At 73.2% G+C, this 13821-nt stretch carries 14 protein-coding genes; 7 read left to right on the top strand and 7 right to left on the bottom strand.

Annotation, left to right across the window (positions count from 1 at the left end; all coding sequences use genetic code 11):
* The first annotated feature begins 1081 nt into the window (after window positions 1–1081).
* The 6 genes from AB0M11_RS07975 (at window position 1082) to AB0M11_RS07950 (ending at window position 7096) form a co-directional block, all read left to right on the top strand.
* A complete protein-coding gene (locus tag AB0M11_RS07975) occupies window positions 1082–1813 on the top strand; it encodes a Crp/Fnr family transcriptional regulator (protein ID WP_365702561.1) in 732 nt (243 codons plus the stop codon).
* A gap of 76 nt (window positions 1814–1889) precedes the next feature.
* Window positions 1890–2408 carry a hypothetical protein gene (locus AB0M11_RS07970; protein WP_365702559.1) on the top strand — a complete coding sequence of 173 codons (519 nt, stop codon included), beginning with the start codon at window positions 1890–1892 and terminating at the stop codon, window positions 2406–2408.
* Window positions 2409–2570: 162 nt separating this feature from the next.
* Complete coding sequence (locus tag AB0M11_RS07965; protein WP_365702557.1) at window positions 2571–3332, top strand: DeoR/GlpR family DNA-binding transcription regulator; 762 nt, start codon at window positions 2571–2573, stop codon at window positions 3330–3332.
* Between the two features lie 38 nt (window positions 3333–3370).
* Window positions 3371–4318 carry a 1-phosphofructokinase gene (gene pfkB / locus AB0M11_RS07960; protein ID WP_365702615.1) on the top strand — a complete coding sequence of 316 codons (948 nt, stop codon included), beginning with the start codon at window positions 3371–3373 and terminating at the stop codon, window positions 4316–4318.
* A 256-nt stretch (window positions 4319–4574) separates the two neighbouring features.
* Entirely contained in the window at window positions 4575–6728 is a 2154-nt protein-coding gene (locus AB0M11_RS07955; protein ID WP_365702555.1) for a fructose-specific PTS transporter subunit EIIC, read from the top strand.
* 116 nt (window positions 6729–6844) lie between these two features.
* Complete coding sequence (locus AB0M11_RS07950; RefSeq protein WP_365702553.1) at window positions 6845–7096, top strand: hypothetical protein; 252 nt, start codon at window positions 6845–6847, stop codon at window positions 7094–7096.
* A gap of 52 nt (window positions 7097–7148) precedes the next feature.
* Here the strand turns inward: AB0M11_RS07950 and AB0M11_RS07945 are convergent, their stop codons facing one another.
* The 3 genes from AB0M11_RS07945 to AB0M11_RS07935 form a co-directional block, all read right to left on the bottom strand.
* Window positions 7149–7895 carry a DUF6227 family protein gene (locus AB0M11_RS07945; RefSeq protein ID WP_365702551.1) on the bottom strand — a complete coding sequence of 249 codons (747 nt, stop codon included), beginning with the start codon at window positions 7893–7895 and terminating at the stop codon, window positions 7149–7151.
* Window positions 7896–8251: 356 nt separating this feature from the next.
* Entirely contained in the window at window positions 8252–9289 is a 1038-nt protein-coding gene (locus AB0M11_RS07940) for a P1 family peptidase (RefSeq protein WP_365702549.1), read from the bottom strand.
* Between the two features lie 35 nt (window positions 9290–9324).
* Entirely contained in the window at window positions 9325–10563 is a 1239-nt protein-coding gene (locus AB0M11_RS07935; protein ID WP_365702547.1) for a low temperature requirement protein A, read from the bottom strand.
* Window positions 10564–10814: 251 nt separating this feature from the next.
* On the opposite strand from AB0M11_RS07935, the gene AB0M11_RS07930 reads away from it, so the two are divergent.
* Window positions 10815–10991, top strand: coding sequence for a hypothetical protein (locus AB0M11_RS07930; protein WP_365702545.1), 177 nt, complete (start codon window positions 10815–10817; stop codon window positions 10989–10991).
* Between the two features lie 28 nt (window positions 10992–11019).
* Here the strand turns inward: AB0M11_RS07930 and mscL are convergent, their stop codons facing one another.
* From mscL to AB0M11_RS07910, 4 genes are all read right to left on the bottom strand, one after another.
* The gene (gene mscL / locus AB0M11_RS07925; RefSeq protein WP_365702543.1) at window positions 11020–11478 is read right to left on the bottom strand and encodes a large conductance mechanosensitive channel protein MscL; all 459 of its coding nucleotides are present in this window, start codon (window positions 11476–11478) and stop codon (window positions 11020–11022) included.
* A gap of 138 nt (window positions 11479–11616) precedes the next feature.
* Window positions 11617–12195: a hypothetical protein gene (locus AB0M11_RS07920; RefSeq protein ID WP_365702541.1), complete on the bottom strand. Its 579-nt coding sequence runs from the start codon at window positions 12193–12195 to the stop codon at window positions 11617–11619.
* 347 nt (window positions 12196–12542) lie between these two features.
* Window positions 12543–13376, bottom strand: a complete 834-nt coding sequence (locus tag AB0M11_RS07915; RefSeq protein ID WP_365702539.1) for an S-methyl-5'-thioadenosine phosphorylase — start codon at window positions 13374–13376, stop codon at window positions 12543–12545.
* A gap of 100 nt (window positions 13377–13476) precedes the next feature.
* Complete coding sequence (locus AB0M11_RS07910; RefSeq protein WP_365702537.1) at window positions 13477–13794, bottom strand: FmdB family zinc ribbon protein; 318 nt, start codon at window positions 13792–13794, stop codon at window positions 13477–13479.
* Window positions 13795–13821 lie beyond the last annotated feature (27 nt).

Raw genomic sequence — 13821 nt, 5'->3', positions numbered from 1 at the left:
ATTTCCGCGCGGAAATCCGCCGCCCACCGCCGACCGCCGTGTTTTCTGTCGGCATTGGCCTTCGCCCGGAAATGAATTGCCGCATCGGCAGCCGGAAATTCGGGGGTGCGGTGGCCCGCTGTGCGGGTTTTTCCGGTGGTGCTTCGGCCCGGCCGGGTCGCCGTGCGGGCCGTCGGCGGGGAGCGGTCTGGATGGCCGAATCTGTTTGCTCTTGATCGATGGCAATCGCTTGATAGCGGTGTCGTGTTCCGCCGGGATCCCGGTTGCGCGCGCCCCCGGGGGCATAAAGAGGGCAAAAAGTGCGGCCGGATGGAGCGTCCCGACGGCCTGTGCGGGAGCGGTGCACTGTCCGTGAGATTCCCCGCTCTCGGGGCTTTCGTCCGGCGAGTCGGCCGGTGGGGGGTCTTTGTCGGCCGATGGGGAGTGACCTAAAGGCCGTCCGTGGTGTTTACTGGGCACCGGTCTGATCCCTGGTGGGTCCGGACCCTTTCCGGGAGGTCCTGGGGGTGGTGCCCCGGGGCCTCTCGTTTTTGCCTGTGGTATGCGTGGATGTCATATGTCGCTCACCGGGAAGAGTTCCGGCACGCCTCTGCGGAGGTATGCGGAAAGCGTCGGCAATCGGGTTCCGGAATTTCTTGAAGGGTAAGAGAACGCCTGCCGGGATCGTGTGTCGGTCTTCTGTAACAAAGCCCCGTCGGCAGGGGTTTCCAGCAAGATCACTATTCTTCGCGGCGCCTTCGGAAACGCAACTGGCTCTTCGCTTGCGGCGAGCGGTACGGTTTATCTCGCTCAACTGTCCCCACCCGCCCGGCCTCACCACCCGGGCGCTGTCACACCTCCCGGACGGGGAGGCCGGAGCAACCGCCGGACCCACCACCGGAACCCGCTGACCAGCGGCTTCTCAGAACAGCACAGAAAGGGATCAGAATCGAGTGCGTACCGTCAACGACGACGGCGTCCCTCTGCCGCCGTGCCGTCCCCCCTGCGGCGCCCCGCCCGTGACGTGCCGTCACCACCGCGTGCCCCGGGGCGCGTACGCCGGGGCACGCACCGCCACGGCTGCCGGCGCGGGGGAGTGACCATGTCCTCGACCCTCGATGCCGCCCGGTCGATCGACTTACTCCTCGGGCACGAGAACAAACCCGAGGGCAGCTTCCTGCAACGTCTGTCCGCGGCCGAGTGGCACGTCCTGCTGGAGGCGAAGCTGCGCAGCCGCAGCTACGCGCGGGACGAGCGCCTGCCGCTGGGACCGGACGACCGGAACGTGTACATCATCTGGGAAGGCGTCGTCCGCCAGGACCGCTTCCCGCTCGGCGAGGGGGAGAACCGCCCCACCGTGACGCGGTTCCGCGGCGGCGGCCAACTGGTCGGCGAGGCCAAGCTCATCAACCCCCGCTCCGCCGTCCTCACCACCTGCCTGACCCGTACCGTGGTCATCCCCTGCCGCGCCCGCCACTTCAACGTCCTGCTGCGCCGGCGCCCCGAGATCCAGCTCGCCTTCCTGCGCAGCCTGGAGGACCGCAGCCGCAGCGACGAGCTCGTCTACACCCTGGTCACCAGGCCGCCCCTGCAGCGCGTCAGCGGACTGCTGGCGCACCTCGCCGACACCGCGGGCGTCGCCGGCCCCCGTACGGACTCCACCAACATCCCGGGCCCGAGCCAGAAGGACATCGCCTCCGCCCTCCAGCTCGCCACCTCCACCACGGAGAGCGCGATCCGCACCCTGCGTTACCACGGGATCATCGAGGCCCGGTACCGCCAGTTCGTCGTCCACGACGTCGACGCGCTGCGCCACCTCGCCGCCGGGCACTGACCTGCCCCGGTGCGCCGTTCCCCCGCCCGGCGCACCGGCCTCCGCCGCTCACGCTCCGCCCCGAACGGATCACCGCATGATGACCAGCACCACCACGCTGGCGATCGGCACCGGCGCCGGCACGCTCCTGCTGAGCACCGTCTCCGCTCTCGTCACGGGTGTCCTCGCCTCCTACACCCTCCGGCACCACAGACAGGTCTTCGCCTGGATGCGGAAGATCCGCCGCCGGGACGAGGCCAACGCCGAACTCGACCGGCCGGCCGAGTGGCTCACCGACCTCTACAAGGCCCAGTGCCGCCTCGCCGGGAAACCGTGCCGAGCCGGCGACTTCGAGGACATCGCCCAGACCGGCAACATGATCAGGGGGATCGCCGACCACGCGGGGGCCCTCCGCCCCGAGCTGGCGGACGTCGCCCACCGGGTCGACGCCTACGTCGCCACCGCCCTGCCCGAGCCGGGCCCGGCCCTGAAGGTCACCGCTGCCGAACTGCACGCCCAGCTCGTCCAGGCCATGCGGCAGGAGGCCGCCCGGCACGAACTGGCCCGCGCCATCAGCACCGCCGAACGGAGGATCAAGGACCTGCGATACGGCTGATTCCCACCCCCGTGCCCGGATGTGTCTGCCTCCTGCCCGAACCTGTTTACTTTCCGGAAATCCGGGCGTAGCCTCCCAGTGAAACCACAAGTTCGGGCATGAGTCGGACGTAGTCGGACACCTGCCGGACGCGGACGTACCGTGGAGCGGAGGCACAGGGGCATGTACGCACCGGAGCGGCAGCAGGAGATCCTCCGGCTCGCCCGTGACGGCGGCCGGGTGGACGTCGTGTCGCTCGCCGAGGAGTTCCAGGTCACGGCGGAGACGATCCGCCGTGACCTGAAGGCCCTCGATCGGGCCGGCCTCGTCCGCCGGGTGCACGGCGGTGCCATCCCGGCCGGGCGCCTCGACTTCGAGCCGGACCTGGCCGAACGCGAGTCCACCTCGGCCGACGAGAAGGACCGCATCGCCAAGGCCGCCGTCCCGGAGCTGCCCACCGAGGGCACCCTCATCCTCGACGCCGGTTCGACGGTCGCCCGCCTCGCCGCGGCCATCCCGCTGGAGGCGACGCTCACCGTCGTCACGCACAGCCTCCCGATCGCGGCCCGCCTCGCCGACCACCCCGGCATCCAGCTGCACCTGGTCGGCGGACGGGTACGGCACCGTACCCGCGCCGCCGTGGACGCCTGGGCGCTGCGCGCCTACAGCGAGATCCGCGCCGACGTCCTCTTCGTCGCCGCCAACGGCTTCTCCGCCGACCAGGGCCTGACCACCCCCGACCTCGCCGAGGCGGCGGTCAAGCGGGCGGCCGTCGCCGCGGCCCGCCGGGTGGTCCTGCTCGCCGACTCCGCCAAGCACGGCCAGGAGCACTTCGCCCGCTTCGGCGACATGGCCGACGTGGACCTGCTGATCACCGACAGCGGACTGAGCCCCGAGGACGCCACCGCCATCGAGCGCGGCGGCACGGAAGTAGTACGAGCATGAGCACCACGAGCGCCACGAGCCCCGAGTCCGGTACGGGCGTGATCCTCACGGTCACCCCCAACCCCTCCCTCGACCGCACCTACGAGGTCCCCGCCCTGGAGCGCGGCGAGGTCATCCGCGCCTCCGGCGAGCGCATGGACCCCGGTGGCAAGGGCGTGAACGTCTCCCGTGCGGTCGCCGCCGCCGGCCGCCGCACGGTCGCCGTCCTGCCCCTGGGCGGAGCGCCGGGCGCCCTGATCGCCAACCTGCTCGACGCCCAGGGCATCGAGGTCGCGCCGGTCCCGGTCGCCGGAGCCACCCGTTCCAACATCGCCCTCGCGGAGTCCGACGGGGTGCTCACCAAGATCAACGCACCGGGCCCGGAACTCTCCGCCGAGGAGCAGGAGCTGCTCCTGGAGACCGTGCGCGAGCAGTCCCGCGGCGCCGACTGGATCGCCTGCTGCGGCAGCCTGCCGCGCGGGCTCGCGCCCTCCTGGTACGCCGATGTCGTCACCCGGGCACACGCCGGGGGCGCGCGCATCGCGCTGGACACCTCGGGGCGCGCGCTGCTCGAAGCGCTGCGCGCGCGCCCCGACGTGGTGAAGCCGAACGCCGAGGAGCTCGCGGAAGCCGTCGGGCGCCCCCTGGCCACGGTGGGCGACGCCCTGAAGGCGGCCGAGGAGCTGCGCACCATGGGCGCGCACGCCGTCCTCGCCAGCCTGGGGGCCGACGGCCAGCTGCTCGTGGAGGAGGAGGGCGCCTGGTTCGCCGGCGCCCGCGTGGACACCGTCCGCAGCAACGTCGGCGCCGGTGACTCCTCCCTCGCCGGCTTCCTCATCGCCGGCGGCCGCGGCCCCGAGGCCCTCGCCTCCGCCGTCGCCCACGGCGCCGCCGCCGTCCAGCTGCCCGGCAGCGTGATGCCCACCCCGGCCGACCTGGACCCCACGGCGGTGACCGTCACCGACGTCGTCCCCGTCGACCGCGAACTGACGGAGCCGGTGTCATGAACGCCCGCACCGCGGACCCGACGACCCGCGCGGCCGCGCTCCTCCCCGGCGCCGCCCGCCGACAACCGGCCCAGAAGCGGCGAGGTCCCTCGTTACCCGCCGCGCCCACGGGCCGACGGGGCACCCTGAGCCGCCCCGCCGTCCCCGGGAGGCGGGGCTTCCCCGGCCCCGTCTCCCACCCCACCCCCCACGGCACCCCCGTCCCCACCCCCGCCCACCCCACACTCCGGGCGATACGCGTGCATAGGAGCCCGCGATGAGCGACATGATCACCGCGGACCTGGTCGATCTCGACCTGTCCGCCGACACCAAGGAAGCGGCGGCGCGCGCCCTCGCCGAGCGCATGGTGGCCCAGGGCCGGGTGACCGACCTGGAGGGCTTCCTCGCCGACGTGGCCGCCCGCGAGGCCCAGATGCCCACCGGCCTCGACGGCGGCATCGGCATCCCGCACTGCCGCAGCGCCCACGTCACCGAGCCGACGCTCGCCTTCGGCCGCAGCGCCGCCGGGATCGACTTCGGCGCCCCCGACGGCCCGGCCGACCTGATCTTCCTGATCGCGGCCCCGGCCGGCGCCGACGACGCCCACCTCACGATCCTCTCCTCGCTGGCCCGCCAGCTGATGAACAGCGAGTTCACGGACGCGCTCCGGTCGGCGGCCGACGCCGCGACGGCGGCGGCGCTGATCCGGGGCGACGAGACCCCCGCAGGGCGCGCCGAGGCCGCGCCGACGGCCGGGAGCGGGCGTGCCGCGTCCGGCGCGTCCGGCACGGCGACCGCCGGCGGCGCGGCGGGTGCCGGCGCCACCGCGGACTCCGCGAGCGCCCCCCAGAACACCGCTGCGGCGCCGGCGGCGGCCTCCGCCGGCACCGCGGCGGCCACCGAGGACGCGGGCACGCAGGCCGACGAGCGTCCCTTCCGCATCGTCGCCGTCACCTCCTGCCCCACCGGCATCGCCCACACCTACATGGCGGCCGAGTCCCTGGAGAACGCGGGCCGCGAGGCGGGCGTCGACCTCGTCGTCGAGACGCAGGGCTCGGCCGGGTTCACCCGGCTCGACCCCGCGGTCATCGCGGCGGCGGACGCCGTGATCTTCGCGCACGACGTGCCCGTCCGCGAGAAGGAACGCTTCGCCGGCAAGCCGACCGTCGACGTCGGCGTGAAGGCGGGCATCAACCGGCCCGCCGACCTGATCGGCGAGGTCCGCGCGAAGGCGGCCCGCGGCGAGGTCACCTCCGGCTCCGCTCCGGCCACGCCGGTCGAGCGCGCGGGCGAGACCGGCGAGGGCTACGGCACCAAGCTGCGCAAGTGGCTGATGTCCGGCGTCAGCTACATGGTCCCCTTCGTCGCGGCGGGCGGTCTGCTGATCGCCCTCGGCTTCGCGATCGGCGGCTACGAGATCAAGTCGGCGCCGTCGGTGCTCAACCACTTCGTGTGGACGCAGACCGACAGCTGGGCCGCCCTGATGTTCCAGATCGGCGCCGTCGCCTTCGGCTTCCTGGTCCCGGTCCTGGCGGGCTACATCGCCTACGGCATGGCCGACCGGCCGGGTCTGGTCCCCGGATTCGTGGGCGGCATGATCGCCTCCACGATCAACGCCGGCTTCCTCGGCGGCCTGGTCGCCGGTCTGCTGGCCGGTGGCGTGGTGATGGCGATCCAGAAGATCGACATCCCGAAGGTGCTGCGCGGCATCATGCCGGTGGTGGTCATCCCGCTGATCTCCACGGCGGTCGTCGGCTTCCTGATGTTCGTCGTGGTCGGCAAGCCCATCGCCTCCGCCCAGAAGGGCATGACCGACTGGCTGAACGGCCTCTCCGGCTCCAACGCCGTCCTGCTCGGCGCCCTGCTCGGCCTGATGATGTGCTTCGACCTCGGCGGCCCCGTCAACAAGGTCGCGTACACCTTCGCCACCGCCGGCATCGCGGTCTCCAACCCCAGTGACTCCGCGATGAAGATCATGGCCGCGGTCATGGCGGCCGGCATGGTCCCGCCGCTGGCGATGGCCCTCGCGACCACCGTGCGCGGCAAGCTCTTCACCGAGACCGAGCGCGAGAACGGCAAGGCCGCCTGGGTGCTGGGCGCCTCCTTCATCTCCGAGGGCGCGATCCCGTTCGCGGCCGCCGACCCGCTGCGCGTCATCCCGTCCTCCATGGTCGGCGGCGCCATCACCGGCGCCCTGTCGATGGTCTTCGGCGCCACCCTGCGCGCCCCGCACGGCGGCATCTTCGTGGTCCCGCTGATCGGCAACCCGTTCCTCTACCTGATCGCCATCGCCGTCGGCGTCTGTGTCACCACGGCCCTGGTCGTCCTCCTGAAGGGCCTGCGCAAGCCGGCCCGGCAGAACCCCGCGGACGGCTCCGCCGCCGGTCGGACCGCCACCGCGAAGGAGGACCGGCAGCCGGTCGCGGCCTGACCCCCGCACCGCGTCGCCGCCGTGCCCCTTTGATTCGCTGTGAGCTGTTCACGGCACCTGCGAGATACGTCACGGTCCGGGACCAAAGTCCCGGACCGTGGTGTGTACTGGGGCGTATGCCCGCGCATGTCTCGCCCCTCCAGCTGATCGGCATGGTCGCGCTCACCCTGGCGACCGTCGCCTGGGCGGTCGTCGTGACCCGCCTGCTGCGCCGCAACCGCCGCGAGGCCCTCGCCCGGCACGCCGCGCGCGCCCTCCCCGCCTTCCCGCACCAGCTCCAGGCCGCTCCGCCGCGCGAGACCGTCGAACTGACCCCCGCCGAACAGGACGCCTTCGCCGGCCTGGTGCACCGCCTGAGCGGCCGCTGAGCGACAGTGCCGCGGACGAACGACCGCAGCGCGGCACGTCCCCGCGGAACGCTCAGCTGCGCCGCGCCACCCGCCGCTCCATCGCGTCCCTGGCCGCGTCCTCCGTCGGGTACACCTCGCACATGTGCCGGCCGTCCGGCGTCGCCGTGTGCTCGACCTCCCACAGGGACAGCTCCCGGCCGTCCCGCAGCAGGAACGCGTGCTCGTAGAGCGAGAAGGCCGGGCCCGGCCGGCCCGCCCGTCCCGGCCGCCCGAAGGCCTGGGTGATCTGGTGCGCGAACGCCGTCGACAGCACCTCGGCCGTCCGCGCGTCCGGCCGGTCGGGGTTCTCCGCGCGGCGCAGCAGCCGGCGCGCGTGGTCCGCCGAGTCGTCCGGGACGTACAGGTGCCGGGGCTCCGGGACCGGCGCCAGCGTCACCATGACCGGCAGCTCGAAGTCGGGGGTCTCCGGCGGCAGCGGCAGCCGCGAGGTCGCGGCCCGCAACTCCTCCTCGTCGACGTACACCTCGTGCTGCGGCTCGCTGCCCGGCGCGGTGTTGTGCACGAGCTCCCACAGGGTGACCGCCGAGCCGTCGGCCAGCAGCCAGGTGTGCCGGTACGTCTCCCGGTGCAGCCCCGCGCTGTGGTGCGCGGAGTGCAGCGAACTGTCGTGCGCCAGCGCGCAGTCCAGCTGCCTTACGGCCTCGTCGGGCAGTTCGAAGGAGTTCAGGGCACGGCCGAGGAGCCGCGCGAGATGCTCCTCCGGAGACTCGGGCGACTCGGCTGGTTCGTACGCTGCCGTCCCGTACGGAACGCTCAAGGTTTCTCCCGGCGTTGCTGCATGTCACCTTGTGGGTGCATACCGTAGCCCCTCGGCCGGACATCGTGTCCGGGAACCGAGAAAACGTATGCCGGGAAAACGCGGGGGCCGCGCGAAAAGTTTCCGCGCGGCCCGACGATCCGTCAAAAGCCGCCGTTCAGAAGGCACTTCCGGCCTTCCACTCGCTCCACGGCAGGGTCCACCCGTCGCGCCCCCGACGAGCGAGTTGTCGTAGAACCAGTGGGCCGTCCTGTCGCCCTGGGCGCCCTGCACGTGCGCGAGCCCCGCACAGCCGTGGCTGGTGCCCTGGTGCCCGAACGGCGGGAGGTTCGGGACCCGGCCCCCTCACCTCGACGTCAGCGCCCTGCGGACGGCTCCCCGTACAACTCGCCGTACGACGGCCAGGTCCCGCCCGGCCCGTCCACCGGCTCGGCGGCCCGTACCGCGCGCACGATCGCGCGGGTCACCAGGTCCGCGCCGGCCGCGAGGATCTCGTTGAGCGCGAGCGGGCTCGTGTCCAGCGGGCGGGCCCCCGTCGCCAGGGCGAACACCGTGTCCCCGTCGTGCAGCAGGTGCACCGGCCGCACCGCCCGCGCGATCCCGTCGTGCGCCGTCCCGGCCAGCTTCTGCGCCTGCGCCTTGGACAGTTCGGCATCGGTCGCGACGACGGCGAGGGTGGTGTTCAGCGGCGGGAGCCCGTTCGCGGCGGCGGTCTCGGCGAGCCGCCGCCGCGCCGCCTCGTGCACCCGGCCCTCGGGGTACGTCACGCGCCCGTGGAACAGCTCCCCGTACAGCACCCCCGTCCCGGGATCCAGCACCTCGCCGGCGGCGTTGGCCACCACCAGCGCGGCCACCGTGATCCCCGAGGCCAGCACGGCGCTCGCACTGCCCACCCCACCCTTCAGTGCCCCGGCCACGGCCCCCGTGCCCGCCCCCACGCAGCCCTGCCGCACCGGTGCCCCCGGCGCGCTCGCCGCGGCGTCCTCGACCGCCGCCCGTCCCGTCGCCGCGTCCGGGCGGGCCCGGAAGTCACCGCCCCGCCCCAGGTCGAAGACGCAGGCGGCGGGCACCACCGGCACCACATGCGCCGGATCCGGACCCACCCGCACCCCGCGCCCCCGCTCCTCCAGCCAGGCCATCACCCCGGACGCCGCGTCCAGCCCGTACGCGCTCCCGCCCGTGAGCACGACCGCCTCCGCCCGCTGCACCAGGTTCCGCGGGTCGAGCGCGTCCGTCTCCTTGGTGCCCGGCCCGCCACCGCGCACGTCCACGGCGGCGACCGCACCCCCCTCCGGGGCGAGGACGACGGTGGTACCGGTGAGCCATCCGTCGCCGGTGCGCGTGGCGTGTCCCACCCGCAGCCCGGCCACGTCCGTCAGTGCGTCAACTGTCATGACGGCCAGTCTGGCCCAGCACGATCCCGGACCGGTCAGGAGGCGGCAGCGGCGGCGTCCGCCGGGCGCCCGCGGCCGGCCGTGCGCGCCGTCAGGGTCGTGCCCGTGGCCACCGCGGCCGCCGACACCAGGCCCGCCGCCGGCACCGCCCAGCCGCCCAGGAAGGTGCAGCAGAGCACCAGCAGCGCCGTGACCGGCAGCACCAGTTGCTGGGCGAGCCCCACCTTGAAGTGGCGTGAGTGCAGCGCCCACACGGTCAGCAGGTACAGCGCGGTCGGCACGGTCACGGCTGCCGAGGCGGCCGACGTCGAGATGTGCGCCTTGCCGACCGCCTCCTCCACGGCCACCTCGATCCCCGCGCCGATCGAGGCCGCCGACGCGAAGATCAGGTAGTGGCCGTACCCCCACAGGAAGGACTGCCGGTTGGATCGCAGATGACCGTGGATCGGCACCACGAAGTAGATCCACCACGCCGAGAAGACGATCAGCAGGCCGCCCGCCGCGATCGGCAGCAGCTCGGCGAACGCGTCGTGCTCGGCCACCGCCGACCTCACGGCCACCGTCGCCGCCGAGATCGTCTCGCCCAGCACGATGATCGTGAACAGCCCGAAGCGCTCGGCGATGTGGTGCGGGTGCCAGGAGGTGCTGTGGTTCTTCTCCGCGTACACCGGCACGCACAGCTCGGCGATCGCCATCACCAGGAACACCCAGGGGCGCGCGGGCGCCGGCAGCGCCACGAGACCGACCCAGCCGACCTGGCAGAGCAGCACCCCGCCCGCGTACCGGAGCGCCATGGTCCGCTCCGGCCCCTCGGCCCCCCGCGCGGCGCGCAGCCACTGCGAGGCGAGTGCCATCCGCATGATCACGTAACCGATCAGGACCAGTGCGAAGTCGCGGTCCGCGAAGGCCCGCGAGACACCGGCCGCCAGCACCAGCACGCCCGCGATCTGGAGCAGGGTGACGACCCGGTAGAGGGCGTCGTCGTTGTCGTAGGCCGAGGCGAACCAGGTGAAGTTCATCCAGGCCCACCAGATGGCGAAGAACAGCATCGCGTAGTTCAGGACGCCCTCGCCCGCGTGGCCCGCGGCGACCGCGTGCACCAGTCCCGAGCCCGCCTGGGCGATGGCCACCACGAAGCACAGGTCGAAGAAGAGTTCCAGTGGCGAGGAGACCCGGTGGGACTCCTCGCGCCCCCGTGCGGTCAGGCGGCGCAGCGGCCGGAGGGGCTGGGGCGCGCCCGGGGAGGCGGGCGCCGGGGCAGAACTCGACGTCATGCCCCCAGCAGAGCAGAAAATTCCGGCGACATCGCGCGCGGGGTCCCGCGAGAGCCGCCACCAGGCCGACCCGACGGGCCCAGGAGAGGGCGGACCGGGTTGGGTGGACCGGGAGTGGGCGGGCTGGGGGTAGCCGGACCGGCAGCGGGCGGGCCCCATGTGGGCGGACCGGATCTGCGGGCGTGGAGGGGTCCGGGGTGGGTGGACCGGGAGTGGGCGGGCCCGCGTTGGGCGGGCCGTACTCTTGACGCATGAGTACCGCCTCCGAGCCAGAGCCGCGCGAGCCGAAGGCCGCGCTGATCTTCGACGACCCGCTCGACCGGCAGTCCTCGGACGACACGGACCGCGGCTGGGGCGACCGCCCGGAGGGCGACCCGGCCGCCGACCTCAAGCGCTTCCTCGACGAGAAGCCGCCCCACCACCTCTGAGCCGCCCGGTCCACCCGCGGCGGTCCGGCTAGCGTGCGTCGTGACCGCTTCCGCGCTGTGCGACCAGGGCGTCGCGGATCTCCTTCAGCACCTCCAGCTCGGTCACCTCGACCACCTCGTGCGTGCCCTCGCGGGCCCGGCGGCGGGCCTCGATCCGGGCCAGGTACTTCGCCATCGGCAGGACCATCAGGAAGTACACGACCGCCGCGGTGATCACGAAGTTCAGCGCGGAGCCGAGGACCGAGCCCCACATCAGCCGGATGCCGTGGTGTCCCTGGCACGACGAGGTCAGGCACGAGCTGTAGTTGTCGAGGCTCGTCGTGCCGATCGCCCCGACCAGCGGATTGATGATCCCCTTCACCACCGAGTTGACGATGTTCGTGAAGGCGGCGCCGATGACCACCGCGACTGCCAGATCGACGACGTTGCCGCGCATCAGGAAGGCCTTGAAGCCCTGCCAGACACTCGGTTCCTTCTTCGCGCTCACCTCGGGGACTCTCCTCGCATGCACAGGGTGTGGAACAAGACGCTCCGCAACCTACGTCAGCATGCGGCCATTGCGCCCTACCCGGTAGCTCGAACGAGCGACTTGACAGGATTCGGCCCAGAAATCTCCCCAGGGTGTTCAGCACAACGTCACCCCCAGCCGTGCCGTGGCGCTCGCGCCGACCAGCCCGGCCGCGGTGGCGCGCGGGACCGAGAGGACGACCAGCGCCCCGCTCTCCGCCGCCGCGTCGACCGGCTCCGGCAGCTTCGTCACGCGCACCCCGCGTGCGATCACCCGGGCCCGGCCGCCCGCCGCGGGATCCCCGGCGGCGATGACGTCCACCCGGTCGCCGGGGTGCAGCAGCCGGACGGTGGCCGCGTCGGCGATCCGGACCGGCGCCGTCACCATGTCGACGGGCGGGGTGTGCCGGCGCGCCGTCTGACCGGCGGCGGGGTGGCCGCGGGGCCGCTCGGCGTGCGGCGGGTCGGTGGCGGCGCGTGGCCCCGCCGCGACCAGCGCCGCCGCGGTGATCGCGAGGCCGGCCGCGAGGGCCCGCCCGGGATGGAGCAGCAGCCGGAGCGGCCGGTACCGCCCGCCGCGCACCCGCACCGGTTCGAAGTACGGGACCTCGCAGGTGGCGGGGGCGTCCGTGCCCAGTGGGCGCGGGACACGCAGGGGAGGGGTGAGGGTGGGGTAGGGGGACGGGGGAACGGACATGGCGGTCACCACCTGCGACGGGGAATCGGCTTGCGAGACCACGATGAGGTCTCGTGCCCGAACCCGTCGGCGCCGGTGGGCTACCGGCCGGTTGTGGACAACTCGGCCACCCGCACGAGGGGTCCTGTTCCGGCCCGCCCGGGGGTCCTGTCCCGGCCTGCCCGAGGCGTCCTGTCTCAGCCCGCCCAAGGGGTCCCGTCCCGGCCCGCCCGAGGGATCCCCTCCCGGCCCGCCCGGGGGTCCTGTCCCGGCCTGCCCGAGGCGTCCTGTCTCAGCCCGCCCGAGGGGTCCCGTCCCGGCCCGCCCGAGGGATCCCCTCCCGGCCCGGCCCAGGGAAAGCGCCCGCGTCACGGCATCGCGAAGCCCGGATCCATGCCGCCGAGCGCGTTCGTGCACAGGCAGTCCCGTGCGGCGTTGTCCGGCAGGGCCGCCACCGCGTCGAACAGCACGCCCCGCAGCCGGTCCACGTTGGCCGCGAACACCCGCAGCACCTCGTCGTGCGAGACACCCTCGCCGGTCTCGGCGCCCGCGTCCAGGTCCGTGACCAGCGTCATCGACGTGTAGCAGAGCTCCAGTTCCCGGGCGAGCGCCGCCTCCGGGTGGCCGGTCATGCCCACCACCGACCAGCCCTGCGCCTGGTGCCACAGCGATTCGGCGCGGGTCGAGAAGCGCGGCCCCTCGACCACCACCAGGGTGCCGCCGTCCACCGGCTCCCACTCCCGGCCGCGCGCCGCCTTCAGGGCCGCTGCCCGGCCGGTGGGGCAGTAGGGGTCGGCCAGGGAGACGTGCACGACGTTCGGCACGGTGCCGTCGGGCAGCGGCAGCCCGTCGAAGTACGACTGGGCCCGTGACTTCGTGCGGTCCACCAGCTGGTCCGGCACGAGCAGGGTGCCGGGACCGTACTCTGGGCGCAGACCGCCCACCGCGCACGGGCCGAGCACCTGGCGCACGCCCACCGAGCGCAGTGCCCAGAGGTTGGCCCGGTAGTTGATGCGGTGCGGCGGCAGGTGGTGCCCGCGTCCGTGGCGGGGCAGGAAGGCGACCCGGCGGCCGGCGATCTCGCCGAGGAAGAGGGAGTCGCTGGGCGGCCCGTAGGGGGTGTCGACCTGGATCTCGGTCACGTCGTCGAGGAACGAGTAGAAGCCGGAACCGCCGATTACGCCGATCTCTGCGTTCACCATGCGCAGCACCCTAGCTGGCCGCCCGAGCGGGCCGGAGCCGGTGTCCGGGAGCGCCCTGTACCCCGCCGTCGAGCGACGGCGGGGTACGGGGGACGAGGTCTCAGGCGGCGGAGCTGCTGGCCGAGCCGGACGCGGACGACGCCGAGGACGTCGACGACTTCGACTCGGACGACTTCGACTCGGACGACGTGCTCGACGACGCGGAGCCCGACTTCGACGCGGGGCTGCTGCTCGACGAGGAGCCGCGGCTGTCATTGCGGTAGAAGCCCGAGCCCTTGAAGACAATGCCGACGGCGGAGAACACCTTCTTCAGGCGGCCACCGCAGTTCGGGCACTCGGTCAGGGCGTCGTCGGTGAACTTCTGCACCGCCTCGAGGCCCTCGCCGCACTCGGTGCACTGGTACTGGTACGTCGGCACTGTCTTCCTCCTGGCACTCTCACTCGA

The sequence above is a fragment of the Streptomyces sp. NPDC051987 genome (genome assembly GCF_040680735.1).
In the GTDB taxonomy this organism is placed as follows: Bacteria; Actinomycetota; Actinomycetes; order Streptomycetales; family Streptomycetaceae; genus Streptomyces.
This window is presented reverse-complemented; position numbering and strand designations above follow the sequence as displayed.